Origin of the sequence: Sulfitobacter sp., from assembly GCF_041552635.1 — a bacterium.
Taxonomy (GTDB): Bacteria; Pseudomonadota; Alphaproteobacteria; order Rhodobacterales; family Rhodobacteraceae; genus Sulfitobacter.
Genome location: NZ_JBFEKM010000006.1, coordinates 1 through 24,418, shown reverse-complemented (window position 1 = coordinate 24,418; position 24,418 = coordinate 1). Strand labels below are relative to the sequence as shown.

Annotated in this window: 23 protein-coding genes and 1 tRNA gene; 14 read left to right on the top strand and 10 right to left on the bottom strand. The window is 52.7% G+C overall.

Annotated features, from left to right (window positions below; all coding sequences use genetic code 11):
- The first annotated feature begins 21 nt into the window (after nt 1-21).
- The 5 genes from ABYT07_RS01370 to ABYT07_RS01350 all read left to right on the top strand — a co-directional run bounded on the left by ABYT07_RS01370 (nt 22) and on the right by ABYT07_RS01350 (nt 2,530).
- Nucleotides 22-600, top strand: coding sequence for a nucleoside triphosphate pyrophosphatase (locus ABYT07_RS01370; protein WP_372988824.1), 579 nt, complete (start codon nt 22-24; stop codon nt 598-600).
- Nucleotides 597-1,619 carry a ribonuclease E/G gene (locus ABYT07_RS01365; protein ID WP_372988822.1) on the top strand — a complete coding sequence of 341 codons (1,023 nt, stop codon included), beginning with the start codon at nt 597-599 and terminating at the stop codon, nt 1,617-1,619. Before ABYT07_RS01370 ends, ABYT07_RS01365 begins: the two co-directional genes overlap by 4 nt.
- Nucleotides 1,616-1,807, top strand: a complete 192-nt coding sequence (locus ABYT07_RS01360) for a DNA gyrase inhibitor YacG (RefSeq protein WP_372988820.1) — start codon at nt 1,616-1,618, stop codon at nt 1,805-1,807. The genes ABYT07_RS01365 and ABYT07_RS01360 overlap by 4 nt, the downstream gene beginning before the upstream one ends.
- Before the next feature lie 113 nt (nt 1,808-1,920).
- A tRNA-Phe gene (locus tag ABYT07_RS01355) sits at nt 1,921-1,995 on the top strand.
- Between the two features lie 277 nt (nt 1,996-2,272).
- The gene (locus ABYT07_RS01350) at nt 2,273-2,530 is read left to right on the top strand and encodes a hypothetical protein (protein WP_372988818.1); all 258 of its coding nucleotides are present in this window, start codon (nt 2,273-2,275) and stop codon (nt 2,528-2,530) included.
- Between the two features lie 219 nt (nt 2,531-2,749).
- Here ABYT07_RS01350 and ABYT07_RS01345 read toward each other — a convergent pair whose 3' ends face one another.
- The 3 genes from ABYT07_RS01345 to ABYT07_RS01335 all read right to left on the bottom strand — a co-directional run bounded on the left by ABYT07_RS01345 (nt 2,750) and on the right by ABYT07_RS01335 (nt 7,002).
- The gene (locus tag ABYT07_RS01345) at nt 2,750-3,910 is read right to left on the bottom strand and encodes a tyrosine-type recombinase/integrase (RefSeq protein ID WP_372988816.1); all 1,161 of its coding nucleotides are present in this window, start codon (nt 3,908-3,910) and stop codon (nt 2,750-2,752) included.
- Between the two features lie 122 nt (nt 3,911-4,032).
- On the bottom strand, nt 4,033-4,914 hold the full coding sequence (locus ABYT07_RS01340) for a hypothetical protein (protein ID WP_372988814.1): 882 nt from the start codon (nt 4,912-4,914) through the stop codon (nt 4,033-4,035).
- A gap of 201 nt (nt 4,915-5,115) precedes the next feature.
- Nucleotides 5,116-7,002, bottom strand: coding sequence for a DUF4365 domain-containing protein (locus ABYT07_RS01335; RefSeq protein ID WP_372988812.1), 1,887 nt, complete (start codon nt 7,000-7,002; stop codon nt 5,116-5,118).
- Between the two features lie 111 nt (nt 7,003-7,113).
- Here ABYT07_RS01335 and ABYT07_RS01330 point away from each other — a divergent pair, with 111 nt between their 5' ends.
- The gene (locus ABYT07_RS01330) at nt 7,114-8,217 is read left to right on the top strand and encodes a DUF4365 domain-containing protein (protein WP_372988810.1); all 1,104 of its coding nucleotides are present in this window, start codon (nt 7,114-7,116) and stop codon (nt 8,215-8,217) included.
- Nucleotides 8,218-8,445: 228 nt separating this feature from the next.
- Here ABYT07_RS01330 and ABYT07_RS01325 read toward each other — a convergent pair whose 3' ends face one another.
- From ABYT07_RS01325 to ABYT07_RS01315, 3 genes are read right to left on the bottom strand one after another with little or no spacing between them, the layout of a single operon-like run.
- Nucleotides 8,446-9,567 (bottom strand): tyrosine-type recombinase/integrase, encoded by a 1,122-nt coding sequence (locus ABYT07_RS01325; RefSeq protein ID WP_372988809.1) that lies wholly within the window; start codon nt 9,565-9,567, stop codon nt 8,446-8,448.
- Nucleotides 9,564-9,803, bottom strand: coding sequence for a hypothetical protein (locus tag ABYT07_RS01320; protein WP_372988808.1), 240 nt, complete (start codon nt 9,801-9,803; stop codon nt 9,564-9,566). The genes ABYT07_RS01325 and ABYT07_RS01320 overlap by 4 nt, the downstream gene beginning before the upstream one ends.
- A 1-nt stretch (nt 9,804) precedes the next feature.
- Nucleotides 9,805-10,023, bottom strand: coding sequence for a hypothetical protein (locus tag ABYT07_RS01315; protein ID WP_372988807.1), 219 nt, complete (start codon nt 10,021-10,023; stop codon nt 9,805-9,807).
- Nucleotides 10,024-10,116: 93 nt separating this feature from the next.
- Here ABYT07_RS01315 and ABYT07_RS01310 point away from each other — a divergent pair, with 93 nt between their 5' ends.
- From ABYT07_RS01310 to ABYT07_RS01280, 7 genes are read left to right on the top strand one after another with little or no spacing between them, the layout of a single operon-like run.
- Complete coding sequence (locus ABYT07_RS01310; protein ID WP_372988806.1) at nt 10,117-10,524, top strand: helix-turn-helix domain-containing protein; 408 nt, start codon at nt 10,117-10,119, stop codon at nt 10,522-10,524.
- On the top strand, nt 10,521-10,766 hold the full coding sequence (locus tag ABYT07_RS01305; protein WP_372988805.1) for a hypothetical protein: 246 nt from the start codon (nt 10,521-10,523) through the stop codon (nt 10,764-10,766). The genes ABYT07_RS01310 and ABYT07_RS01305 overlap by 4 nt, the downstream gene beginning before the upstream one ends.
- Entirely contained in the window at nt 10,763-12,337 is a 1,575-nt protein-coding gene (locus ABYT07_RS01300) for an N-6 DNA methylase (protein WP_372988804.1), read from the top strand. Before ABYT07_RS01305 ends, ABYT07_RS01300 begins: the two co-directional genes overlap by 4 nt.
- On the top strand, nt 12,334-13,476 hold the full coding sequence (locus ABYT07_RS01295; protein WP_372988803.1) for a hypothetical protein: 1,143 nt from the start codon (nt 12,334-12,336) through the stop codon (nt 13,474-13,476). The genes ABYT07_RS01300 and ABYT07_RS01295 overlap by 4 nt, the downstream gene beginning before the upstream one ends.
- Nucleotide 13,477: 1 nt before the next feature.
- Nucleotides 13,478-14,335: a hypothetical protein gene (locus ABYT07_RS01290; RefSeq protein WP_372988802.1), complete on the top strand. Its 858-nt coding sequence runs from the start codon at nt 13,478-13,480 to the stop codon at nt 14,333-14,335.
- A gap of 50 nt (nt 14,336-14,385) precedes the next feature.
- On the top strand, nt 14,386-14,895 hold the full coding sequence (locus ABYT07_RS01285) for a hypothetical protein (protein ID WP_372988801.1): 510 nt from the start codon (nt 14,386-14,388) through the stop codon (nt 14,893-14,895).
- Complete coding sequence (locus ABYT07_RS01280; RefSeq protein ID WP_372988800.1) at nt 14,895-18,287, top strand: DEAD/DEAH box helicase family protein; 3,393 nt, start codon at nt 14,895-14,897, stop codon at nt 18,285-18,287. The genes ABYT07_RS01285 and ABYT07_RS01280 overlap by 1 nt, the downstream gene beginning before the upstream one ends.
- A gap of 1,121 nt (nt 18,288-19,408) precedes the next feature.
- Here ABYT07_RS01280 and ABYT07_RS01275 read toward each other — a convergent pair.
- Nucleotides 19,409-20,293 carry a nickel/cobalt transporter gene (locus ABYT07_RS01275; RefSeq protein WP_372988799.1) on the bottom strand — a complete coding sequence of 295 codons (885 nt, stop codon included), beginning with the start codon at nt 20,291-20,293 and terminating at the stop codon, nt 19,409-19,411.
- Nucleotides 20,278-20,928, bottom strand: coding sequence for a DUF1007 family protein (locus tag ABYT07_RS01270; RefSeq protein ID WP_372988798.1), 651 nt, complete (start codon nt 20,926-20,928; stop codon nt 20,278-20,280). Before ABYT07_RS01270 ends, ABYT07_RS01275 begins: the two co-directional genes overlap by 16 nt.
- Nucleotides 20,929-21,235: 307 nt before the next feature.
- On the opposite strand from ABYT07_RS01270, the gene ABYT07_RS01265 reads away from it, so the two are divergent.
- Nucleotides 21,236-21,454 (top strand): DUF6500 family protein, encoded by a 219-nt coding sequence (locus ABYT07_RS01265; protein WP_372988797.1) that lies wholly within the window; start codon nt 21,236-21,238, stop codon nt 21,452-21,454.
- A 143-nt stretch (nt 21,455-21,597) separates the two neighbouring features.
- Here the strand turns inward: ABYT07_RS01265 and tkt are convergent, their stop codons facing one another.
- Both tkt and ABYT07_RS01255 read right to left on the bottom strand, forming a co-directional pair.
- Nucleotides 21,598-23,574, bottom strand: a complete 1,977-nt coding sequence (gene tkt, locus ABYT07_RS01260) for a transketolase (protein ID WP_372988796.1) — start codon at nt 23,572-23,574, stop codon at nt 21,598-21,600.
- A gap of 14 nt (nt 23,575-23,588) precedes the next feature.
- Nucleotides 23,589-24,418 (bottom strand): pyridoxal phosphate-dependent aminotransferase (locus ABYT07_RS01255; RefSeq protein WP_372988795.1); only part of this gene is annotated, 830 nt, incomplete at its 5' end.

Sequence of the window (24,418 nt, the reverse complement as noted above, 5' to 3'; positions counted from 1 at the left end):
GTCAGCGCTTCGGGGTTGCATATGACCTTTATTCTCGGATCAGGCAGTCCGCGCCGCAAGGAATTGCTGGCGCAAATTGGCGTTGTGCCTGACGACATCCGCGCCCCTGATATTGACGAGACGCCTCACAAGGCCGAACTGCCGCGTCCCTATTGCGCGCGGATGGCACGTGAAAAGGCCGCGATTTTGCAGGTTGGCCCGGAAGATATCGTGCTGTGTGCCGATACCACCGTTGCCGTGGGGCGGCGCATTCTGGGCAAGCCCGAAAACGCGGACGAAGCTGCCAGCTTTTTACGGCTCATGTCGGGGCGTCGTCACAAGGTGATTACGGCTGTCGCTGTCAAACGTGGCGACAAGATGTGGGAACGTGACGTGGTTAGCACGGTGCGCATGAAGCGCCTGTCCGACGCCGAGGTGACCGCCTATCTTGCCACCGGCGACTGGCAGGGCAAGGCGGGCGGCTATGGCATCCAAGGCCCCGCAGGCGCGTTGATCCCGTGGATCAGCGGGTCATTTACCGGCATTGTGGGGCTGCCCCTTGCCGAAACCGCAAACCTGCTGCGCGCCGCAGGCTATATTTTCGATGGAGAGACATCATGAAGGGCCGCACAATCGTTCTGGACCATTTCGCAGGGGTTGAGGCCGCTGCCTTGATGGTTGACGGTAAGTTGGATGATCTGCTGATCGACAGCGACGGACCTCGCCCCGGTACCATCTACCGCGCCATCGCGGACCGGCCTGTCAAAGGGCAGGGCGGTATGTTCCTGAAAACCCCTGATGGTTCGGCCTTCTTGCGCCAGATCAAAGGGCTTGCCCCTGGTCAGCCGATATTGGTGCAGGTGTCAGGCTATGCCGAACCCGGCAAGGCTGTTCCCGTCACCCAAAAGGTGCTGTTCAAAAGCCGCTATGCCATCGTGACGCCCGGTGCGCCGGGCACCAACATCTCGCGCTCTATCCGTGACGAGGAAGAGCGTGACCGTTTGCTCGAGATTGCTCACGAGGCGGCCCAAGGGGCCACACATGGCCTGATTCTGCGATCTTCATGTGCTGGTGCAGATGGCGACGATATCGCCGATGACATCGACGCCATGCTGACCCTCGCCGACAAGGTGCTTGGCGACACGGCGACCGAAATGGAAGTGCTGTCCGAAGGTGATGGCCCGCATATTCTTGCTTGGCGTGATTGGGTAGCACCTGCCGAAGTTGTGACGGAACCGGGCAGTTTTGAAACTCACGCCGTGCTGGATGCCATCGACAATCTGCGCCAACCTCGTGTCACGCTAGATGGTGGCGCATCGATGTTCGTAGAGCCCACCCGCGCCTTGGTGGCTGTGGACGTGAATACCGGCGCTGATGTGTCCCTTGCGGCAGGGGTCAAGGCCAACATGTCCTGCGCCCGTGCTTTGCCCCGCGCGCTGCGCCTGCGCGGCCTTGGTGGGCAGATTACGCTGGATCTTGCGCCCATGCCCAAGAAAGACCGCCGTCCCTTCGAGACAGCCTTGCGTCAGGCCTTCCGCGCCGATGATGTGGAGACCACCTTGATCGGCTGGACGCCTTTGGGCCATTACGAACTGCAACGCAAACGCGCCCGCATGCCAATGTCTGAGGTTCTAAAGTGAGTTGTCCAATCTGCAGCGGCGAAATTTCACCCAAATACCGCCCCTTCTGCTCGCGCCGCTGCGCCGACATCGACTTGGCCAAGTGGCTTAACGGCAGCTATGCGGCCCCCAGCAATGACCCCGATGATATCGAGACCGCACTAGAGGCAACAGAAGCCGCATTGAACGCGCCATCAAAGCCACATTGAACCCCGTTTGGGCCGTAAGCAAAAAACCTTTGCCAAACAGTGCAAAAGACTATGGACACCCCAGCAGCAACCTTCTAGAAACCGCTCACCCGACCATTACGGTGGTCTCCGGTGCCCGGGTAGCTCAGGGGTAGAGCAGTGGATTGAAAATCCTCGTGTCGGTGGTTCGATTCCGCCCCTGGGCACCATTTAACTATCTGATTTATTTGGATAATTGCTGTTGTTTCAGCGATGGCTGTGACTGCCATATCTCGCTTGGGTGCCGTAAGCGCGCGTGGCCGCGTTACATTGAGCCAGAGGGCCTCGTGGCCGGCGGGAACGACGTGTTGCGACGAATGCGCCGCTGACGCCAGTGCTGGCCCCTGTGCGCCGCGCAGACGCCCAGTCATCTAGGAAATACCCTGACGTCGACCATCGCTCGATCTTATTGCGCTGTTGCAGCCGCAATCAACAAAGGAGACCACAATGGTCATTCGGGCAACATGGAAATTCAACGGACAGCAAAAGGTCATACTCGGAAACTGGCATCGATTGTGGTGCCTGCTGTTCGGTCCGCTGTATTACTTATTCAAGGGCATGTTCCTGTGGTCGATCTTGTCGCTGATCACAGCCAACGGCTTGTGGATCGGCTTCCCGCTCTACAACCGCTCAATCGTCACGCGACACTTCCACAAAAAGGGATGGATGCAAAATGACTCCGTGGACACTCCAACCAATGAGTAAACCCACCCATGCGGCACCCAAATGTGTGATTGTAGATTGCTGCAAATGCGGACCACTTGAAAAGACTCAGATATTTGGTTCCGTCTCAACTCCAACAGCCTGATCAATAGTCCGCGTGTCGGTCTCGGGTGCATCGGGCAACGCCTACTGCCCACGATCTCAAATGCTTGCCGAGGTCCAACGAATGGACTTTTGTCGAAATCGCTTATTGCCAAGACTTTAACTCCTTACGATGACGTCCAACTGCGCGGCCCATTGATCCAATGCCTCACGTTTTTCATTCAGATACGTGTAGCGATTGTAGGTTGCACCGACGCCTGAGACGACCCCTGATTTGTGGTTGGTCACAGCATCGATCACGTGGGGCATCACACCGATCTTAGCCATGCCTGTGGAGGCGGTGCGTCTGAAATCATGGAAGCGCCAATCTTGCGTGTTCTCAGGCAGCGTCGCCTCGATCCGTTCTTTCAGACGACCAAACCCAGAAATCGCCGAACGCCCCGTCGTCGTGAATACGAAGTCGCTGTTGAGGAACCTATGCAGTGATCGCAGGATCGCCACCGCCTGTGCAGGCAGGGGGACGATATGCAGGCGAGCGTTTTTCACGCGGCTTGCTGGTAGTTCCCAAACGCCCTCATCAAGATTGAGTTCAGACCAGCGCATGCCAGACACCTCGCTTCGGCGTTGCCCCGTTATCATCAACAATTTGAGGAAAGGTCCGAAAGGATAGTCCTCAGTTTCGCTGTGCCGCCATATTGCATGAATTTCGTCATCGATGAGCACGCGATCACGTTGGATTTCGCGTGTCGGCGGCCTGAGCAGAGCCACAGGTGACGTTTCGATGGTGCCACGCATGACGCACCAGTTCATCAGTTTTTTGATAGCTGAGAGCGCCCGGTTTGCGCGTGTCGGCGTTCCGTTGGCGATAATGCCATCCAAGACCTTGGTAACGTCCTGTCGTTTGATCTGATCAAGGGGCCTGTCTTTCAAGCAATCAAACTTGCGCAACACGCTTGCGGTGCGTTTCCAGTCCTTGGTGTTGGGTTTGGCATGGAGTTCGATGAACTGTGGGATGACCTCACCGAGGGTGGGCGCTGTCTCGTCAGGGCCTTCCGGCGCAACGTCGTATTCACCTAGTTCGATTGAACGTGCGATCTCCATCGCACGGCGTCTCGCCTCGGCCAAAGAGAGCACAGGGTAGGGTCCGATTTTAATGCGCCTGCGTTTGCCGTTGGCGCGGGACATGGTGTAAAACATCCTCGCACCTGTGGTCGACACACGCACATGCAGGCCGGGTGCTTTCGCATCTTGAACCTCGTACCGCTTAACGGCGGCAGGCTTCATAGCGTCGAGTGATTTTGTTGTCAGTGTATGTTTCATGTGGACACTGTAAGACACCCAGAATCCGCGTGTCAGGGTATGGTTTGATGAAACTTAAAAGGGAAAGAAGAGCCCTGAAATAGTATGATTTAAATTGACCATCCTAGTTGGAAGCAGCAAGATTAACTCTGCAGATGACCCAAGACCTCACCGCTCTTTAGGCCAACCAGTTCGTCAACAAATTTATCTGGCACCAGTCGGCCTTTGATTGCATCGGTTTGGTTCACTCCAATCATCCGCAGGAGTCGTATGACCTTGATCCGCTTTTTTTCTGGGTGGTCCCATGTCTTTTGTATGGACCTGAGTGGATTGGCGTTGTCTGTTTCCAGAAATTTTAAGAGAGCTTCTTTAAGGTAGCGTTCGATGGGAAGGTTTTGGAGAAGTTCCGCATCATAATGGGCTACAGCCTCGTGGGTGAGACGAATAACTGAAGCGGCTTCTTTGAATGTTGGGGCTTCTCTTGACTTGAAATGTGAGATGAAGTCATCGACGTCTAATCCGCTATACCCAGACTTGAAAAATTCTGCATTATCTCGAACAACACGGAGAGTCTTTTTCTCGATTGGATCGCTCGAAAGGGAATGAACTCTCTGATTTCTCCATTCGATTGCAATGGAAAGAATTGCTTTGTGTTGGGGCGGTAGCGCGCTGAGGTGCTCATCAAAAGCGTCAAAGCGATTTGCAACGCTTCGGCGGCTTCCGTCCATGGCAGCTCTAAAGTCTAACGTGGATAAGGATGACGGCTTTCGCGCAGACATCATCATGTAGGTATCGAGAGCGTCTATTGCGCGGATGAGGGCAAGATCCAAAACGAAAACCCGACTGCGGTCTGCTGATCTCGAAATACTCTGGGGATTCCAAGAAGTTCGAAATTCAGGACTGAGTTCGACTTTTTCAGTACGGACCCCGTCTAACCCGACTAGGATTGTGATCAAGAAGTGATTGGCTTGTCCCAGAAGGTCTTTGAATGCCCAGCGTGCTTGGGTTCTATTAAGTTCAAACATAGTTTTCCTGTCGCCGCGCACGAATTGAACGTGCCCGTCCGCTTTGAAGAGGCATTTAGAGCCATTTGAAGGCGGGGCTCACCATGAGCTTACGACTTTCATTATTGTTACTAAATACAATCCTAAGTGGCAAGGCTACCACGAAAGTTCTTAACTCGACTCTTGGTTTCCATGCTTAAAAAACCCAGAATGCAAGACCGCTCATACCGTTTCGCCATCGCTGAAGTGGCGCTGTAAGAACTTAGAAAATTCATCTGAAACTTGTGTTGGATCATCCAATTCTCCTACCAGAGCATCCAACATTTCAATCAGGTTATCCGGCATGCCTTGATTTGTTAAATCACTTCTGAAGAGGGCATAGCCGTCGAGTGCATTGTGCGCATAGGCTGCTGAAAGCACTGCGAAAAAAGCATGATGGTTAACGTTCCAAGCGCATTTTATGGCATTGCTCCATGCCTCAAGATCATGGGGGCATTGTATGCCGCAAAGTAAGAAGTGGTGTAAGGCGTCATCAAATTCTGATCTATTCGCGCAGGATGTTCCCATGTTGAAGTTTGAAACGGGGTCTAGCGCATTGGCCTCTAGTAGTATTTTATGGTATTCTTGCTCTTTTTGCGCGTTTCGAATTTCAATGCGTCGGAGCATTTTCGATGCTTCATGCCAGCGAACGACAAGATTTTCCCCGTACTTTGCAATTAGCCAATCGCAAAGCGATAGCTTCATTTGCGAGCTGAACTTTTCAGGGCTTAGCCGCTGTGAGCCTTCGGCGGTTTCGTAAGACTTTGTTGCAAGTTCAATTTCGCCCGAGAGGAGCTGGGCATCACCCAATCTGTGCCAGTCTGTCGCTGACGATGTATCTGTGATCGCCGACTCATAAAGCTTTCTGGCTGGACGATAATGTCGAGAATTGTAAAGGGCTCCACCGAATTCCTGAAGAAAGTAATCCGTGGTCAGGTACTCGGGGCGAAGCTTTCGGGCTTGGTTATAGTACCAAACGGCATCGGCAAAATTTGCAGTTTGAAGAGCAACATTGCCTTGATTATAAAAGGTTGCGGCGGCGGGACCCTGCATGTCGTTTTGAATGGCGAAATGCCGAACCGCATCGTACCAGACGTTAAGCCAATCTTGAGTGTGTGATTTTTGTGAGGCGCTGACTAGTGCGACAGTCAACATCGGGTTCGCAGGCGATGAGGGGTCCTCTAGGTCATTTAGCAAAGCAAAGCTGACTAAATCAGCAGGAGCCGACCGTAGAGCTAAAGCTGCACGAAAAGCGATAAACGGATGGGGGGCGACAAGCTTGTCTTGCAGGATCGAATTTGCAATCGCTTGGGCTTGATGTGTGCACCCCATATCCGAGCTTACGATACATGCACAGTAAAGCAGAGCAGTAGAAAGCTCGTCGCCCAAAGCGTCCTCAGGGATTTCGATGCTAGTCAGCTTGCCACATCTTATTGTTATCGAACTACCTATTTGGGATATTAGCAGTGGGAGATGTCGATCATCTGGTAAGGTGTCCGCGGGTACAATTGTTCCGCATATTTCTGTTGCCTGCTGGATGGCCAATTTTAACTCGAAGGTTTTTGACGCTCCAAAGTCTATGGAATCTGCTTTGAGTGAGACGAATCCATGGGCGTTCAAATTCTTTGCGCGCCGAGCGATTTTCAAGTCTGACGCTAAAGCAGGCAGCGTATCATCATTCCATTGCTGGTTACCCGAAAAATTGACGGTTAAGGAATCCTGTGTCTCTTGCTTAGCGGTCGGATGGATTTCAAAGTGCCATTTACAATGAAATTTACTTGTAGGCCTGCAGAAGCGAACCAGTAGCGTCGGTACATCTAGCTGGTGGAAATAACGAAGCTGCTCCAAGCTGAGAGTTGTGCTGGTTTCCTTTTTTGTGTCATCGGTGCCTCGCAGTTGAACATAGAACATGAGGCCAGTGGCGGTCCCATCTTTTTCAAATATTTCGACTTCTAAGTCGGTTCCATAGTCAGATGGCTTTGGGCGTGAAACCCATGCATCGGGAAGCAAGCGGTCAAACTGTCGTCTGCTGGCATCTTCGATCTGATGGTTGTTGTGACGTTTCGGCAATTGGATATCTCAAACTGATTTGTACCAAACACTATATCTTTGGCACCTTAAGGTTGTCTTGGCCAGATGGTTCGGTATCAACATGCCACAAGGTATTGATGGAACAGTATATTGCCAAAACGATCTATCTCTCAAAGAACAGGTGACCAAGCCGAAAACCTTGCCCAGGGAGCTTTTCTAGATGCTCCGAACTGGATTTGCCGAACACAGTCGCATGACTGTGGGATTGATCTGGAAGCAGAGCTAATCGACATCGTTGATGGAATCGAAGAACTGTCCGGCGCGCTCGTAAAAATTCAGGTCAAAGGAACTCTCAAGCCTATCTTCAGGAACCGCGGTTATTATATTCGGTTGAAAACCGATTATCTGAAATACGCTAACCAGTTTAGAGTTCCGGTACTCCTTCTCTTGGTGAACGTCCGAAGCAAAGAAATACACTATCTGTGGCTACAAGAGTATCTAATTGGCAGGGAAGATATTTTGTACGGGGCCAAAAGCGTTCTGGTCAAGGTTCCAGAAGAAAACGTGTTGAACCATTCGTTCCAACATCAGTTACCTGAGATAGCGCTTGGCGTGACTAATGGGTCTCAGTTGATGGCTGTCCAGAAGCTATTTGAAGTGTTTTCATCAAAGTATGATCAGAAGGCGTTGGAGCTGGCTTCAGGCCTCCTTGAACATCTCGGTGAAGGGGGGCACGTTTCAATATTCAACGGGACCATAGACAAGCTGATCAAACGAGGGCCGCACTTATCTCGAGTAGGCTCACAGGAATTTGGGAAAATCCTAGTCGACCTAACTCGTCGCTTTGGCGACAAGCTGAGTGCTGAACAGGTCCTAAAGATGGTTGTCAGGGGCGATACATACTCTTGGGCAGGTCTAGATGGCCTACTGGGTCTATATGATGGGTTTCCTGATCACGCAAAAGCACTGAACCTCGCCCGTCGCTTCGATGAAATCGAAATGTATGAATTGAGTTGGTATTGCCGTTTTCGCGAAGCGCATGCTCAACTGGACTCGATGAGTATCTGGTTGCAAATTTCTCAACTTGAGACAGAATTTCCAACGAGGTCTGGTTTACTATTCATACCTGATGAAGCACGCGAATATTGTTACTCAAAATGGCCAACCCGTGCCGACATGGTTTATCTCCAATCGCTTCATTTCAAAGAGCCCTCAACCCAGCATATGGACGAGCGGGCGGATGATGAAAAATGAATGCTGGGTGTCGGTGGGGTGCCAAAATACTTGGGCTGGCTTGGAAACAGTTGGCTAGTCCTGAGACGGCCTGCGATCTCTAAGAAATTGATCCTATTGAAGGATTGCGGCGGCCTAAGGCGTCTTGCGAGGGTTTGAATGGAAACCTAAGAAAATTGAAAATCCTCGTGTCGGTGGTTCGATTCCGCCCCTGGGCACCATTTAAACTCTTGATATATAACGAATATTTCATATTGTTCCCCCTTCGGGTGCAATGGGTTTGACAGTTTTTCTTGATGGTTTGACAACTTCCGCCAAAGCTTTCTCTCGTTTTCTGATCGATTTCAGCGTTTTCTTGTTCTTCTTTGCCAACGATGCGTTGCGCGAGTAGTGCCTCGCCATGGAGGGTGTTTTCTGTCCGAGAACGTCCGCGATTGCGCGTTCGTCTTGCCCTTCTTCTCTTAGGCTAGTGGCAAGAGTGTGCCGAAGACCCTTTGGTGTAAGATGCGTTACGGGATAGCCTTCGGTAGCAAGATTGTTTTTGAAAGTGTGCCAGCTAGAGGAAAAACCGCTGTATTTCCAAGATTGACCCCGAGAGTTTGCCAAAACCGTTTCTGCGTCGTGGGGGGCTATCGTCTCAAGGACTGCCCGCAAAAGCGGACCGATTGGAACTGCTTGCTCATGGCCCGTTTTGTTCCGCCAATCCCATATTACACCATCTTGTATCGCACTTTTGGGCAATTCTAATGCATCGGTGGGGTCCAAACCTGTTCCAAGCATGATACCAAGTGGCGCGCTAATATGTGCGGGAGCACGGGTAAAGATGAGAGTGATCTCGGCAAGTGACCAAGGCTTATTTGCTCGTGGCTTGGATTTAGGCCGACGTTTATTAATAACGTCTTTCGCATAATTCTCATCAATTAATCCCTTTGGAATGGCATACTTGAAGACCTCACTGAGGTAGGTTTTGACTAAATTGCCTCGCCTAAAGCCGCGTTTCTCACTGGCAATGTCATGAATTCCAGAGATTAATGGCGTATCGATTATATGGATCGGAGTATCTTTAACGCTTTCCAGAAAACTTCTACACCAGCGGTAGTCCTTCTTGCTAACGGCGGAAAGATCGTCGCGAAAGTGATCTGTTTCCTCATAAAACTGCATTAGTGCCCCAAGTGTACCAGCCTTTGGCTCAAGTAATTTTTGCGCGTTAGATACGGCTGTGATGCGACCACACTCAGCAAAGAACTCTGCTGTACCCAACGGGTATTTGGTGAGGTCTATCGATTCCCCTGTCTTCCGATGATAACACCGCACCTTTTTGCCATGTCGGTCGAGGAAAATCTTGAAGCCCTTTACTCGAATTAGCGTCATGCAAGTTTCGCCAGTATGCTTTGTTGGGTTTGCATTTCCGCGTCTGATTTGACTGCATCAATCCATCTGTCGAGATCAATTTTGTCATATAACAAGTTGTTTTGCTGCAAGACTATGGGCCGAACGGGGCAAAGCGCTTTGAAATGTTTGACGGCCAAACCACAGTAGTGCGCAGCTTCAGTAGCAGATTTCATCCGCTTTTCGACTACGCTGATGCTTAAACTCGCACGGCTCATTTTAAACCTCGATCCCACTACACTTCATCGGGTCCACCATGTTTTGATCGAAGTATTCAGAGAGTGCCGTCGAAGGTAAATAGTAGTTTCGTCCGATCATGACGAAGCGGATTTTTCGATCTTTGATCAGGCGGCGAACCCGACCAATGGGCCAGCCGGAAGTTTTTGATAACCTTTGAGGCGATACAAAGCCTTGTGAAAGTTCATCTGTTTGTGACATGTTTGACCTCAATGATGAGTAAATATCTAAAAAAGCACGAATGCGATACATTATGATTACATGCGATACGTTCGTAGTGCAAGTCAACGTTTTATGACAGCACTCGACAATACAGCGGTTGGAGCACGACTCGGCATGTTGCGCCAAAGTAAGAGCTTGTCGCAGGGCGACATGGCGAAGGCGCTTAATGTATCAGTTGCCGCATACCGTAATTATGAGTGGGGCAACCGTGAGACGCCTGTTTCCGTGCTCATAAAGGCGGCCGAAATGTCTGGCACGACCCTTGATAGCCTAGTCCTCGGCGAGATTGGCCTGTCGAGCGAGATGATAGCAGAACAGCTTGCTCGCATTCTGCCGCACCTCTCCAAATCAGACGCCAACGACTATTCACACCACGTCGGCGCAATCGCTTTCCTACTAAAACAAACACTTTCAAAACCGGGTTTCAGTGACCGTGACATTGCGGAATATATGGCGTCCCGCCAAGGAGATGACGGATGACACAAACCAGCTTTGTCTCGCATTATAACAACACACTTCTAAGCGGGCTGTCTTGGAAGCTTCTCAAAATGGCTTTCACTTGCTTGCTTCTCATGACGCTTTTCCTTCCTTCGATACCCCTAAGGCATGACCATGAAGTAGCTGCACTTGCCTTAAGTTTGTTGAGCCTTTGTGGCGCGGTTGGAGTCGTGATGATAGCTCTCGCTATGCGTGAGATCGAGAAAAAGCGGGTGCAGTTGTGATTACCGGTACGATCAAAACGCAAGTCGACCAAATCTGGAATGCTTTCTGGTCCGGCGGCGTTTCCAACCCACTATCGGTGATCGAACAGATCACTTACCTGCTCTTCATTAAGCGCCTCGATGAAATCCACACACGGGAAGAGGCCATGGCCAACACCCTTGGAACGGAGATGGAGCGTCGAATTTTTCCGGAAGGCACCTTCAAGTACAAGGTCAATGACGACCCCGAAGACGACGAGCATGTTGAGCGGCCCTATGACGATTTGCGGTGGCAGAAGCTGATCAACTTTGAAAACCGTGAAAAGCTGAAACTCGTAGATCAGCACGTATTCCCGTTCCTGCGCACAATGGCCGACAAAGGCTCTTCCTTCGCAACCCACATGAAAGACGCACGGCTTGGCTTCTCCAACGCTGCCTTGCTCGACAAGGTCATGCGCCTGCTGGACCAAATTGATATGGACGACCGCGACACGAAGGGCGACGTCTATGAATACATGCTGGGTAAGATCGCCAGTGCAGGTCAGAACGGCCAATTCCGCACGCCGCGCCACATCATTGAGCTTATGGTCAACATCATGGCCCCGACACCCAAGGATGTGATCTGCGATCCTGCTGCGGGTACTTGCGGCTTCCTCGTGACTGCGGGGGAATACCTTCGCAAGAAGCACCCCGAACTGCTACGGAACAAAGAACTCCGCGATCACTTTCATAACCACATGTTCAAAGGCTTCGACTTCGACAACACGATGCTGCGGATCGGTTCAATGAACATGATGCTGCATGGTGTTGAAAATCCTGATATTTCCTATCGCGATGCGTTGGCCGAGGCGCATGGCAAGGACGCGGGGGCCTATTCCCTGATCCTTGCCAACCCGCCGTTTGCTGGCTCGCTGGACTATGATGCAACTGCTAAAGACCTTCAAAAGATCGTCAAGACGAAGAAGACGGAACTGCTATTCCTCGCTCTTTTCTTGCGTCTTATGCGGACAGGTGGACGCGCGGCGGTTGTTGTGCCGGATGGGGTACTTTTTGGATCTTCCACGGCGCATAAGGAAATTCGCCGGACCATCGTCGAGGATCAAAAACTCGATGCGATTATCAAGCTGCCGTCGGGTGTATTCCGCCCATATGCGGGTGTTTCCACTGCCATTCTGATCTTCACCAAGACGGAAAGCGGCGGTACGGACAATGTCTGGTTCTATGATATGGAGCAAGACGGACTGAGCTTAGATGACAAACGAAACGAGCTTTTACTATTAGAAAAACTTGGACCTGTTCCTAAGGTGCCACTCACTAAAGATGAGCATTCCAAAAACAACCTTCCAGACATTTTGAGCCGATGGCAGAATTTAACAGAGGAAAAAGATCGTCCTCGCACGGCTCAGAGCTTCATGGTGCCGCTGGAAGATATTAAAGCAACTGGAACATGGGATCTCTCGCTTAACCGCTATAAGGAAGTGGCGCAGGAAGAAACAAAACATGATTTTCCAGAGGATATTATTGCCGACCTATTCGCGATCGAGGTGGAGTTTTCCAAGAATTTAAACGAACTAAAGGCTAAATTGGGATGAGCGTCGCTGCCGTCCCATTAAGCAAGCTGCTTAGACCCGCAAAGACGATAAAGGCGGCAAACGGGGATTACCCCTTGCTATCGATGACTATGAAAAATGGCTTGGTAGATCCTCTGACAAAATTCAAGAAGCGGATCGCGAGCGACGACACTTCAAACTACAAAGTAGTCAAAAGAGGTCAATTGGTAGTTGGGTTCCCTATAGATGAAGGGGTACTTTCGTTTCAAATGCTTCACGATGAAGCAATAGTTAGCCCAGCTTACGGGATATGGGACATTGTTTGCGACGATAGCGTGGATCGTTCTTATTTAGAGGCCTTTCTGAAGTCGCCGATCGCGATCGCCTACTATCTTGCGAAACTACGTTCGACGACAGCGAGGCGGCGGTCCTTGGACCGAGAAACATTTCTAGACCTGTTGGTACACCTACCGCCGCTTGGCGAACAGATTCGGATTGCGGATATGTTGGATCAGGCTGATAGACTTCGCGATAACCGCACAATGGCCCTCAGCAAATTGGAGGGGCTAGGAAAGTCCATCTTTATTGAGATGTTTGGGGAACCTGCCCAAAACCCCAACAAATTTCGAGCTTGTAAGTTGCAAGACGTAATCAAGATCGTGGGCGGCTCTCAACCCGCTAAAAAGCATTTTCTATACGAAGATGGACCAGAAAACGTTCGTTTTGTCCAAACGCGCGACTTTAGAACTGACGCGTACAAAACATACGTACCAAAAACGCTCGCAAAACGTCCGTTTCAAGAGGACGATGTTATAATTGGACGTTACGGACCTCCCGTATTTCAGATTTTCAGAGGGTTATCAGGAACTTATAATGTTGCCCTTATGAAGGCCGAACCAAAAGGCGACGTGACGAAAGACTTTATATACTATTTGCTTCAGGCACCCCGTTTGCATGCTCACGTGGTTTCAAATTCTGAACGTACAGCTGGCCAATCTGGAGTGAACTTAACGCTACTAAATGACTATCCAGCTTTTGAACCACCTATGAAATTGCAACAAGAGTTTTCGAACCGCTTATTAAGCCTTAAGTCGCTTACCACCCAAGCCGAAAACTCCTTGAAATTTTCCGACAAACTTTACTCGTCTATCCAACATCGTGCCTTCCGAGGGGAACTCTAAGATGCGGGGCGAGATCATCGGCGTCTGGTCCGAAATGTGGCGGCAGGTCTGGCGCAAGCTTGCGGATCACCGAGACGCGCCAGATGACCTGTTTTGCGAACTTTACCGAGAGCTAAACAAGTCCTTCACTGACCAATTAGACCCAGCCACGTCCCTCGCTGCGATTGTGGATGACACCAATCAAGCCCGCGTTGCCTTTCGCGGTACCAAAGCCGCAGCACTACAAGGCGAACTCTCCGCCCTCGAATTCCTTGAACGCGCTCATACTGTGATCGAGGATTTCGGCAGCGAAGCCCTGACGAACAAGTATTTCCTCCTGATCCGGGATTTCCTTGAGAAATATAGTCTGCGCTATGACCTCCGCCGCCCGTTCAGCCTGCACCCAACGCTCCCCGGCGTTTTTGCACGTCTCATGCGTGATCTCAGGCAGGTAACCTCGCAAGATGCTGCGCTCGCGACACTGATGCGTGATTTTGAGGACTGTGTTCGAGACTTAAAAGACGACCAGTCGCCCCGAAAGGTCAAACAGTGCATATCTGCCCAGTTTAACCTCCTTGAAGCATTGTTGAAGCAACACCCGGATGTCGTACTGTTCAACGCGACAGCTAGACGTGAAGCAAACACCTTTGGCGCGATGTGTGACCAGACAGCCGTTTGGCCTCATGCGCAAATAAGAGAATCTGCCAAGGGGATTTACCGTTTTGCTAACGACTACCCCGGAATTCGCCACGCTGGGACTGCTGCAAGTCAAATCCGAGAGATCGAGATGCGAGACATGGTTTCGATCACCATAATGTTGGCCGGTTTCACCCCGTATTTCACACAGTCGCTAAACGCGAACACGATTTATTCGGACTAGGGCAAATGATTAAGCAGAACCAATGGCTTCAAGGGATACGCGACTTTAGAGTGCCAACTTTGACGGACGAACAATCCCGCTATGGCTGTGGTTTTTCGCGCACGACGTTTGACGCGGAAGTTGGCGAAGAAACCTACGTTCTGTTCTGCGAAGATCCGCCATATGCCAAGGCCCTGAGTGGGATCCAGCCCATGACGTTGATCGCCCACAAAGGGATCGCCGCAACGCCCCATGGCCTCGTCGCCTACGTCGTATGGCAAATCGCGGCTGGCAGTGTTCAGGAGTCCTTTGTTGAAACATTCTTGAACCCGTTTCAGATTGGCACGCTACAGCTCGTCTCGGACGCCGCAAACCAAACCCACCTCAAGTTCATGGCACTGGACCGCTCGGACCAGTCGGTCGTGACGATGATCGACTTTGAGAACACGTTCGAGCTGGATCAACTGCTTTTCCACATGGTGATGAATATCGGGCATGCCAAACCGACTGATTTCGCAGCGGCGACCGCACACATTATGGCCAACGTACCGTTAGAGCAGTTGGTAGAAGGAGCCATTTGATGACCCAGTTCGCGTTTCTATCTGCCGATTTCCCAGACCTTTTGACCCATGCCAAGGTCGCCGAGAGTTCCGCCTTATCCGACCCGCGTGGAGCATGTTTTCGGGCACGGCTGACGCTGGAAACGGCTATCAACTGGCTTTATCGAAACGACCCTTCGCTGCGCTCGCCATATCAAGACAACCTCGCGGCGTTGATCGCTGAGCCTAGCCTGTCGCAGCTCACCGGGCCTGCCATTGTTACCAAAGCACGCTTCATCAAGAACCAAGGTAACCGCGCTGCCCACGACAGCGGCAAGCCTCTTACTGCGCAAGATGCTGCGGCCACGGTGCGTGAGCTGTTCCATGTATGCTACTGGATCGCCCGTACCTATGCGAAAGGCGCAAAGCCAGATGCTGCGCTGTCCTTTGACTTAGGCAAGCTCGAAAAAACACTGACGATTTCGTCAAGCACGGTCGCGCAAATTCAAAAGCTGAAGGACAGCCATGAGGCGGCCTCCAAATCTCTTAGGGATACAGAAACCGCTCGGAAAGCATCCGAAGATGGCCGTCTGGCGCTTGAAGCTGAACTGAAAAATGTTCGTGCGGAAGTCGCGGAAGCACGCAAAGCCAACCAAGCTGTCCCTGATCCACATGACTATGATGAAGCCGCAACTCGCGATGCGTTCATTGATTTGTTGCTCGCAGAAGCAGGTTGGCCGCTTGATCAAGGCCGCGACCGTGAGTTTCCAGTTCAGGGCATGCCAAATGAAAAAGGGCAGGGCTTTGTCGACTATGTCTTGTGGGGCAGCGACGGAAAGCCGTTGGCCGTTGTTGAAGCGAAGCGGACACGCAAAGACAGCCGGATAGGTCAACAACAGGCAAAGCACTATGCCGATTGCCTTGAGCAGATGTATGGGCGGCGACCTGTCATCTTTACGACCAATGGGTACGAGCATTGGATTTGGGATGACAAGATGTATCCGCCCCGCCGCGTGTCTGGGTTCCTAAAGAAGGACGAGCTGGTCCTGCTTCATCAGCGCCGCGAAACCCGAAAGGTCTTGGATGGCGTGTCAGTAGATGAAGAGATTGCCGGTCGCTTCTATCAGCAGCGTGCCATCCGTCGTGTTGGTGAGGCTTTTGAACGTGATCGTCAGCGAAAAACCCTTCTGGTTATGGCGACTGGAAGCGGGAAGACCCGAACTGTAATCGCGCTGATTGATCAGCTTATGCGGGCGAACTGGGCGCGTCGGGTGCTGTTTCTTGCCGACCGCGTGGCGTTGGTCAAGCAAGCCCACAACGCTTTCAAAACACACCTGCCGTCAGCTTCAAGCGCGAACCTTTTGCAAAAGCACGATCCGGCAAAGAATGATCACTCCGGTGCGCGGGTCTTTCTTTCGACCTATCCAACAATGATGGGTTTGATTGATGAAGTAAAAGGTGGAGAGAAGCTCTTTGGCCCCGGCCATTTTGATCTAATCGTGATCGATGAAGCTCACCGCTCAGTCTACCGCAAATACCGCGCTATTTTTGAGTATTTCGACAGTATGTTGGTAGGTCTAACAGCAACCCCTCGCGACGAGATCGACCGCGATACTTACTCCTTGTTCGAACTTGAACGTGGTGTTCCGACGGACTCCTATGACCTTGAAGACGCAGTCGCCGACGAATACTTGGTGCCCCCGAAGTCAATCTCAGTCCCTCTCAAATTCCAGCGGGACGGGATCAACTATGACGGTCTTTCAGACGAGGAAAAGGCGGAATGGGATGCTATTGAATGGGACGACGAAGGAAATATTCCAGACAGTGTCGAAAGCAATGACCTTAACAAGTGGCTCTTCAACAAGGACACCGTCGACAAAGTCCTAGAACATTTGATGGTAAACGGAATTAAGGTTGCTGGCGGGGATCGTTTGGGGAAAACGATAATCTTTGCAAAAAGCAGTCGCCACGCCCATTTCATTGCTGAGCGGTTCGATGCGAACTACCCGCATTACGAAGGGAAATTTGCACGACTCATCGACTATAGTGTTCCGTATGCGCAATCCCTCATTGATGATTTTTCAGAGGCCGAAAAAGCGCCTCATATCGCGGTGTCGGTCGATATGCTGGACACAGGGATTGACGTTCCGGAAGTCGTTAACCTCGTCTTTTTTAAGATTGTGCGCTCCAAAACAAAGTTCTGGCAAATGATTGGGCGGGGGACTCGGACGTGTGAAAACCTGTTCGGACCGGGCCAAGACAAAGAAGAGTTTATCGTTTTCGATTTCTGTCAAAACTTGGAGTTTTTCAACGAAAATACAAAAGTAACTGATGGCCCGTCTGCGATGCCTATCGGTCAAAGGCTATTTTCAGTTCGGGTTGGCTTAATAGAAGCGTTGCAAGAATCCGAAGAACATCAGCCGTTGCTCAATGCCGTCAAAAAACGGCTGCATGAAGAAGTGCAAGGTATGAATCTCGAGAATTTCATAGTGCGTCAGTCTCGTCGGTCGGTGGAAAAATTCCAATCATCCGATAGTTGGGAAACCCTCGATTTAGACGCGAGGATGGCGCTGGCAAGCGAAGTTGCTGGCTTGCCCACAGCGTTTGAAGACGGTGCATTGCCAGCGAAGCAGTTTGATCTGCTCATCCTCAAAGCGCAGCTTCTACTGCTAAATGGAAATTCTGGGTTTGCGGTTTTGCAACAAAAGGTGACGTCCTTCGCATCTCAATTGGAGGCGCTGCCTAATGTTCCGACCGTTGCGAAACAGATGGAACTGATTATTGATATCCAAACAGACGGATTCTGGCAGGATATTACAGTTGAAATGTTAGAGGATGTGCGCAAACGACTGCGCGGTTTGGTTGACTTGATCGAAGCAAAAGAGCGGAAGATAGTCATAACAAATTTTGAGGATACACTCGGCGAAGGTACTAAGATTCATCTGCCGGAAGTCGGGGGCGGTGTCGATAAGGTGCGCTTCAAGGCAAAGGCGCGCAAATTCGTTGAGCAACATCAGGACCATATCGCCATGCTTAAGCTCCGTCGTGGTGATGCCTTAACCCAAGCTGACCTAGCTGAATTAGAACGCATGATGTTAGACGAAAATGTAACGGATCAAAAAACCATAACAGAACTCAACGCAGAAGCTGGTCTTGGTCATTTTCTGCGTTCATTGACGGGACTGGATCGTGCTTCCGCCATGGGCTTGTTCAGCTCCTTCGTCGCCGCCAGTGACCTGAACGCAAATCAAAATGAATTCATCGGCCTTATCATTGATAGTCTATGCGAGAACGGTCTGATTGATCCCAAAATGTTCTATGAAAGCCCCTTTACCGACCTCGATGATATGGGGATTGTTGGGGTTTTCGGTGCTGACCAAACCGCTGAAATCATTAGAATTGTAAGGCAGGTTAATCAAACTGTTGCTGCCTAAAGCTACTTAGAGCTTCAGCGGATTGGCTATACATGAATAATTGAAATGGTTGGGGCACCTTGATGAGAGTCTCCATAACCAATTTTGGGCAAGAAAACTAGGAATGGTCGACGTGTCTGGATCGTGGGACCGTAGCGACGATGAACGATGTCGATGCACAGCCACTTTGGGAGCAAGGTAAGCGGGAGGAGTATGTTGTTTCACGCATGCTTGGCAAGACGGCCGCAAGTTAACACCGACCCGTCAGGTTTGCGAGACGTGTTTTCGTTCGGAGCGGCATGCTGCACGTGATATCTGTTTGCCGAAGTCTTTTTGCCTCGTCGTTATGCGACAAGTATCGGATATTTTCGGGAAAATAAGATTGTCAGTTAGGACTATCACTGCTCCGAAGCGCCGTTCGGATAGTTTGCCCGCCCCCAGCGCTCCCAGTCGTGGAGGTAGAAAGCGTCTTGGCTCGGAACATTGGGGCAAGCACAGGGGCAGACGTACTTCGCGAACCTCTCGGCCACGTCTGGCTGCATGTCAGCAAGGACAACGTAGGGGAGCGATTTGCCCTCTGCGAGAGGCAGCTCGCGAATTGGTACACCATAGCTCATACGGGCCGTCTCTGGGTCGTTATACATCCGCTCGATGCCTTTCATATAACGCGTCCACCACCTTGGCGCGGGCCTTGGGGATCGATATCGCACAAACTGTTCTCCATAGTGTGATGGTGCCAGATGTACTAAACTTGCTTCCATACTACGAGTTCTTGTTTTCAGACCTTTCGTCGGAAATACGTGCCGAGAACGCTTCTCGATGGAACGATATTATCAATTCAGAGCAAGATAGCCGCAGAAAGAAAGGTTTTCAAAAAGGACCGCTGTGGTGCATCAGAACTGATTTAGGTGTCTGATGAAGCCTTCATGCCTGAAGATCTCGTATTGATCCATGCGAGGCTGATCTGATGCTCGCCCTCTTCTCTGTTATCCAGGTTCTCGATACAAATATTTGTGCAGATCATAATAGAGGGTCAATAAGGTTCGTTGTTCGGAGGCTAAAAACCAAAAAACGTTTGCCCGAAATTATGTAATAAAGTTGGGATCGCATGTCGCACTATGAACTTTTATTGCTCTGGCAAATTATAGCGTCCTAAAAAGCAGTCCGGCCGCCAGAACAACAACAAGTCCACCGGCCAATATCTCCACCATTGCGGCCAACATTGCAGCACGCGGTGACTTGGCGAACCCGGCCAGTACACTGCCGCGCAACGCACCTGCGCCGAGCCCAACTGCAATAGTGACCGCCGCTGTGCCAAGTGCCATAGCGAAAGCACCGGCAATACCAAGAGCACCTATTCTCATCTGCCAAGTGATGATCAACACGAATAGCGCACCCGTGCAGGGGCGGACGGCAATCCCTGCGATGAGCACCAAAGCCTCCCGCAGTGTTCCAGCTTTTTCGACTTCTGCAATTGTTGGCCCATGAGCATGACCACAACTGGCACAGGTTGCGACTTCCTGATCATGCGTTGACACGGGTCGCAGGTGACCGAGCCCGCGCCAGACAAGCCAGCCGCCGATCAGCGCAATGGCCGCATAGCTAACAGGGGCCATGATGTCTTCTGTCACACCCACCATCGCCTCCCGCCCAAGGTTCAGCAGGGTTACCCCGGTATAGACCAACGCCACGGCCGTCACCGCTTGTCCAAGCGAAGATGCCAGCGCGATAAGCGACAGACGCAATAACGGCACGCCCCGCGCCATGCCATATCCGCCGATCAACACCTTGCCGTGTCCCGGCCCTGCCGCATGCGCCAGCCCATAGGCGAAACATGCCGAAAGCAGTGCGAAAACCGCACCTGGCTGTTCTGCACGGGCGGCACGCAGAGCACTGGCGATTGCGTTCTGAAATGCCATTTGTTGGCCTGCGGCCCAATAGGCGAGGCGGTCGAAACTGCCGCTCCACCACATCGCCAGCAGCCCGATCAGGACCGCGATGCCTGCCAGCGTCAGGACGCGCCGCATATCACGATCACGCTGTCCGCCATCTGCGCGCCAATATTTGGCAACCCGGCATCCTGTGGATCCGCTTGGGCATCCAGAGTTGCAAGCTGCTCTTGAAGTGCCCTCAAGTCGGCGTCCGGATCAGGCGCTTTCTGCCGCACATGGCACACGCCACCCCCTGTCACTGCCACGGGGCCAGTCACCTCATAGGCAACATAATAGGTCGGGTCATAGGCTTTCATGATCAGGGTTTCTCCGGGCACCAGCGGAACTTCGAGAGCCCGAAGATGTGTTGTTGTGATGCGCCCATCCGCAAAGCTGGCCGTGACTTCTTGCGGTCCTGACAGAGCAACGGGGTTATCGCCTTGTGTCACCACCAGATCGCCATTGAAACTTTCGTCCCATTTCATGTCAAAACCCGTTAACATTGCAATCTCCTCCTCGGCCAACACGCCATCGCCATCGCTGTCCAGCGCCATGTCCTCGGTGATTAGCAATGAATAGAAATCATCATACTGCCAGATCACCCGCACATGCGTCATCTGCCCGGTATCGTCGAGGATCAACTCGAATCCAGTATCGATGAAAACGTGCGGATGCGCGGCCAGTGGAACAGCCGTCAAGCTGGTTAGTATTAGGATCAGAATTGGTCTCATAGCCCTTGAATAGCGGTCGCGGCATGGTATCGCAATCGCCCGCGCGACTCACTGGCACTTGTCGGCCGATCTGGACAGATCGACTGCACCGAAAGCGATCCTCAATGCCAGTGAATATCATGATGATGAGCCCTCTGGTCCCAGAGGTAGGCTGGTTATGGCCGCTTTGCGATGTATGTCGACCTTGAAACAAGCCTTGGCGAAGATCTGATCAAGGCCCACTTTGATCGCGTATTTCGCCTTGCCGTCCTTGACCGTTCATTTCATCTTCCTGATGCCAGCAAGCAAAATTAAGGATCACCAGAATATGAGACCTTCTTTGAGAGACAAAGCGATTTTTGTCTGCGACCAAAAGATCGCGAAGAAGGGAGATGCCGTAGGTCTTTCGTTCTACGCATTTTTTGCAAATAAGAATGACGATCCAGAGCTGCTAATGGAAGCAGCGGAATGGTGGATCAAAACCCACAAGCTGGATCACTTTGAAAAAGCCATGAAAATCCGTGAAATGATAAGTTCCGGCATGTGAGAAAAGTCGGTTTTATCCGTTCTCGCTTGCGGATCATGCTCCGCCAGATTACCTGTCGCGCTCTATTGATCGGTTTGTTGATCTGGCCTGACCGCTGGGTCTCATGACTGTCCTATCTGTGACGGCGGGCAGGCCTTTATTTTTCAGCTTAACGTTTGTTGCTTCTTCATGCTGCGGGCCGATTTGACGATTGCATCGACCGTAATGCCAAAATGCTCGTACAGTTTAGCGGACTGATCCGATGCACCGAACCCGTTCATGCCGATGAAATGGTCGCCTTCCCGCAGCCAGCGTTCCCAGCCGAACTTCATCGCGGCTTCGATGCCGATGCGCGGTGCGGTTCCGATGACGCTGGCCCGATAGTCTGCATCCTGCGTGTCGAAAAGTTCCCAACAGGGCATGGACACCACGGCGGCTTGGATGCCTATCCCCGCAAGCGCCTGACGTGCTGCCACCGCAAGGCCGACTTCGGTGCCGCTTGCCATCAAGGTGATGTCGCGCGCGCCAACCGCTTCGTGCAGGACATATGCGCCGCGTGCGGTCAGGTTGTTGGTGCAGGTTTCGCGCACCTGATCCGCGGTTTGCCTGGACAGTGAAAACAGGCTTGGGCCGTCGGTCGCTTCCATCGCGAGCGCCCAAGCTTCGGCGGTCTCGACGGCGTCGGCGGGGCGGAACACCTTCATGTTGGGCATGGCACGGAAACTGGCAAGGATCTCGACCGGCTGGTGCGTCGGCCCGTTGCTGCCCACGCCGATGCTGTCGTGGCTGAACACGAAAAGTGCGGGAAGCCCCATCACCGCCGCCATGCGCATCGCGGGACGTTCGTAATCGGCGAAGGCAAGATAGGTGACATTCACGGGCCGCAAGCCGCGGTGGGCGGCGATCCCGTCACACATCGACCCCATCAGATGTTCGCGCACGCCGCAGTGGACATAGCTGCCTGAACGGTCGGATGCGTCAAAGGCCGTCCGGCTGCGCTTGTGGTTTGTCGGAGCCTCGAGATCGGCGCACAGGACAAGGGTGTCGGGCAGTGTCCGGGCCAGTGCATCGCAGATTTCACCAGACGACTGGATCGTCGGGCGCGGGGTGCGCAGCGACGCCTGATCTTTGATGATCCCTTGCATCGTGGCAGTCCAGTCCTTTGGCAAAGCGCCGCTGGTCCACTGGTGAAAGGTCGTCGCCGATGCATGGCCGTCTATCCGGGATTTCCATGCCGCATGTGCCTGCTTGCCGCGTTCCATACAGGCGGCCCAGTCTTGGCGTACGTTTTCGGGCAGATCAAACGGCGCGTGGTCCCACTTCAGCAAGGCCCGCGCCTCGTCGGAATCCGCTGGCGTCAAGGAGGCGCTGTGACCGCCGCGCTGACCTTGCAGGCGCGGAATGCCCCGGGCAATCACGGTGCGGCAGGCAATCAGGGACGGTCGCGGATCGGCCTTGGCGGCATCCATCGCGGCCGACACGGCTTCGATGTCGTGGCCATCGACGTCTTGCACATGCCAGTTGGCGGCGCGGAACCGCGCCGGTACATCTTCGCTGATCGACAGGTCTGTCGTGCCGTCATCGGTGATGTGGTTGTCATCCCAAAGGAACGTCAGCTTGCCCAGTTGCAGGTGACCAGCCAGTGATATCGCTTCCTGACCGACACCTTCCTGAAGGCAGCCGTCGCCGACAAAGGCCCAGGTGCGGTGATCCACAAGGTCGGACCCGAATTGTGCGGCCAGCCGCGCTTCGGCAACGGCCATCCCGACAGAGCAGGCGATCCCCTGACCCAGAAGCCCGGTCGTCAGCTCGATGCCGGCCTCTTGCTCGATTTCGGGATGCCCCGCGCAGACCGACCCCAACTTGCGGAAAGACTTGAGCGCGTCGGTGGAGACGTGCGCGTAACCTGCCAGATGCAGCAAGGAATATAGCAGCATCGACCCATGTCCGTTCGATAGCACCACACGGTCGCGATCGGGCCAAAGCGGGTCCTTCGGGTCCACCTTGAGGTGACGGGCATAAAGCGTCGCCGCGATTTCGGCCATGCCCAAAGGAACCCCCTGATGGCCTTCGCCTGCGTTCAGGATGGAATCTAGGGCAGTGAAACGAATGGCGTGGGCCATCGACTGAATATCGGTCATCGCGTTGGTCCCCCTTACAAAATTTCGCGGATGCGACTGATCGCCTCGCTTATATTGTCGGTCGAATTGGCGTAGGAGAAGCGCAGATAGCCTTCGCCGTAGCTGCCAAAGGACGTCCCCGCGACGGTCGCGACACCTGCCACATCGAGGAACCGGTCCTGCGCTTCGCGGGCGGTCATGCCGGTGCCTTCGATGTTGGGAAACGCATAGAACGCCCCGCCGGGGTCCGAGCAGCGCACGCCGGGAAGACTGTTCAGTTCTTCGACGATCAGCCTGCGGCGCGCGTCAAAGGCCACCATTATGCCGGCAACCGCATCCTGGGGGCCGGTCAGTGCCGCGATACCCGCGTATTGGGTGGCGGCGTTCACGCAGGAATGGTCATTGATCGCCAGCTTGGTCGCGGGGCCGACGGCATCGTCGGGCCAGACCGCGAAACCCAGACGCCAGCCCGTCATGGCATATGTCTTGGACCAGCCATCCAGCACGATCAGGCGGTCGCGGATTTCGGGATATTGCAGCAGCGAAACATGCTCGCGGCCCTCGTACAACATCTGGCTGTAGATCTCGTCTGACAGCACGGCGACATGGGGATGATCGGCCAGCCCGGCGACAAACTTGTCGATTTCGGCGCGGGGTGTCACGCCGCCTGTCGGGTTCGCAGGGCTGTTGATGATGATCAACCGTGTGCGCGGCGTGATCTGGGCCAGAACGGCCTCGGCTGAAAAGGCAAAGCCGTTGCTTTCCTCGAGGGCGATCGGCACCGGCATGGCACCGGAATAGCGGATCACGCTTTCGTAAATCGGGAAACCGGGGTTGGGGTACATGATCTCGACGCCGGGCTGGC

Bases quoted from the DNA above. Each gene is read 5' to 3' on its own strand.
- ABYT07_RS01370 (WP_372988824.1), top strand. From the start codon at position 22: ATGACCTTTATTCTCGGATCAGGCAGTCCGCGCCGCAAGGAATTGCTG.
- ABYT07_RS01365 (WP_372988822.1), top strand. From the start codon at position 597: ATGAAGGGCCGCACAATCGTTCTGGACCATTTCGCAGGGGTTGAGGCC.
- ABYT07_RS01350 (WP_372988818.1), top strand. From the start codon at position 2,273: ATGGTCATTCGGGCAACATGGAAATTCAACGGACAGCAAAAGGTCATA.
- ABYT07_RS01345 (WP_372988816.1), bottom strand. From the start codon at position 3,910: ATGAAACATACACTGACAACAAAATCACTCGACGCTATGAAGCCTGCC.
- ABYT07_RS01340 (WP_372988814.1), bottom strand. From the start codon at position 4,914: ATGTTTGAACTTAATAGAACCCAAGCACGCTGGGCATTCAAAGACCTT.
- ABYT07_RS01325 (WP_372988809.1), bottom strand. From the start codon at position 9,567: ATGACGCTAATTCGAGTAAAGGGCTTCAAGATTTTCCTCGACCGACAT.
- ABYT07_RS01320 (WP_372988808.1), bottom strand. From the start codon at position 9,803: ATGAGCCGTGCGAGTTTAAGCATCAGCGTAGTCGAAAAGCGGATGAAA.
- ABYT07_RS01315 (WP_372988807.1), bottom strand. From the start codon at position 10,023: ATGTCACAAACAGATGAACTTTCACAAGGCTTTGTATCGCCTCAAAGG.
- ABYT07_RS01310 (WP_372988806.1), top strand. From the start codon at position 10,117: ATGACAGCACTCGACAATACAGCGGTTGGAGCACGACTCGGCATGTTG.
- ABYT07_RS01305 (WP_372988805.1), top strand. From the start codon at position 10,521: ATGACACAAACCAGCTTTGTCTCGCATTATAACAACACACTTCTAAGC.
- ABYT07_RS01295 (WP_372988803.1), top strand. From the start codon at position 12,334: ATGAGCGTCGCTGCCGTCCCATTAAGCAAGCTGCTTAGACCCGCAAAG.
- ABYT07_RS01290 (WP_372988802.1), top strand. From the start codon at position 13,478: ATGCGGGGCGAGATCATCGGCGTCTGGTCCGAAATGTGGCGGCAGGTC.
- ABYT07_RS01280 (WP_372988800.1), top strand. From the start codon at position 14,895: ATGACCCAGTTCGCGTTTCTATCTGCCGATTTCCCAGACCTTTTGACC.
- ABYT07_RS01275 (WP_372988799.1), bottom strand. From the start codon at position 20,293: ATGCGGCGCGTCCTGACGCTGGCAGGCATCGCGGTCCTGATCGGGCTG.
- ABYT07_RS01270 (WP_372988798.1), bottom strand. From the start codon at position 20,928: ATGAGACCAATTCTGATCCTAATACTAACCAGCTTGACGGCTGTTCCA.
- ABYT07_RS01265 (WP_372988797.1), top strand. From the start codon at position 21,236: ATGAGACCTTCTTTGAGAGACAAAGCGATTTTTGTCTGCGACCAAAAG.
- tkt (WP_372988796.1), bottom strand. From the start codon at position 23,574: ATGACCGATATTCAGTCGATGGCCCACGCCATTCGTTTCACTGCCCTA.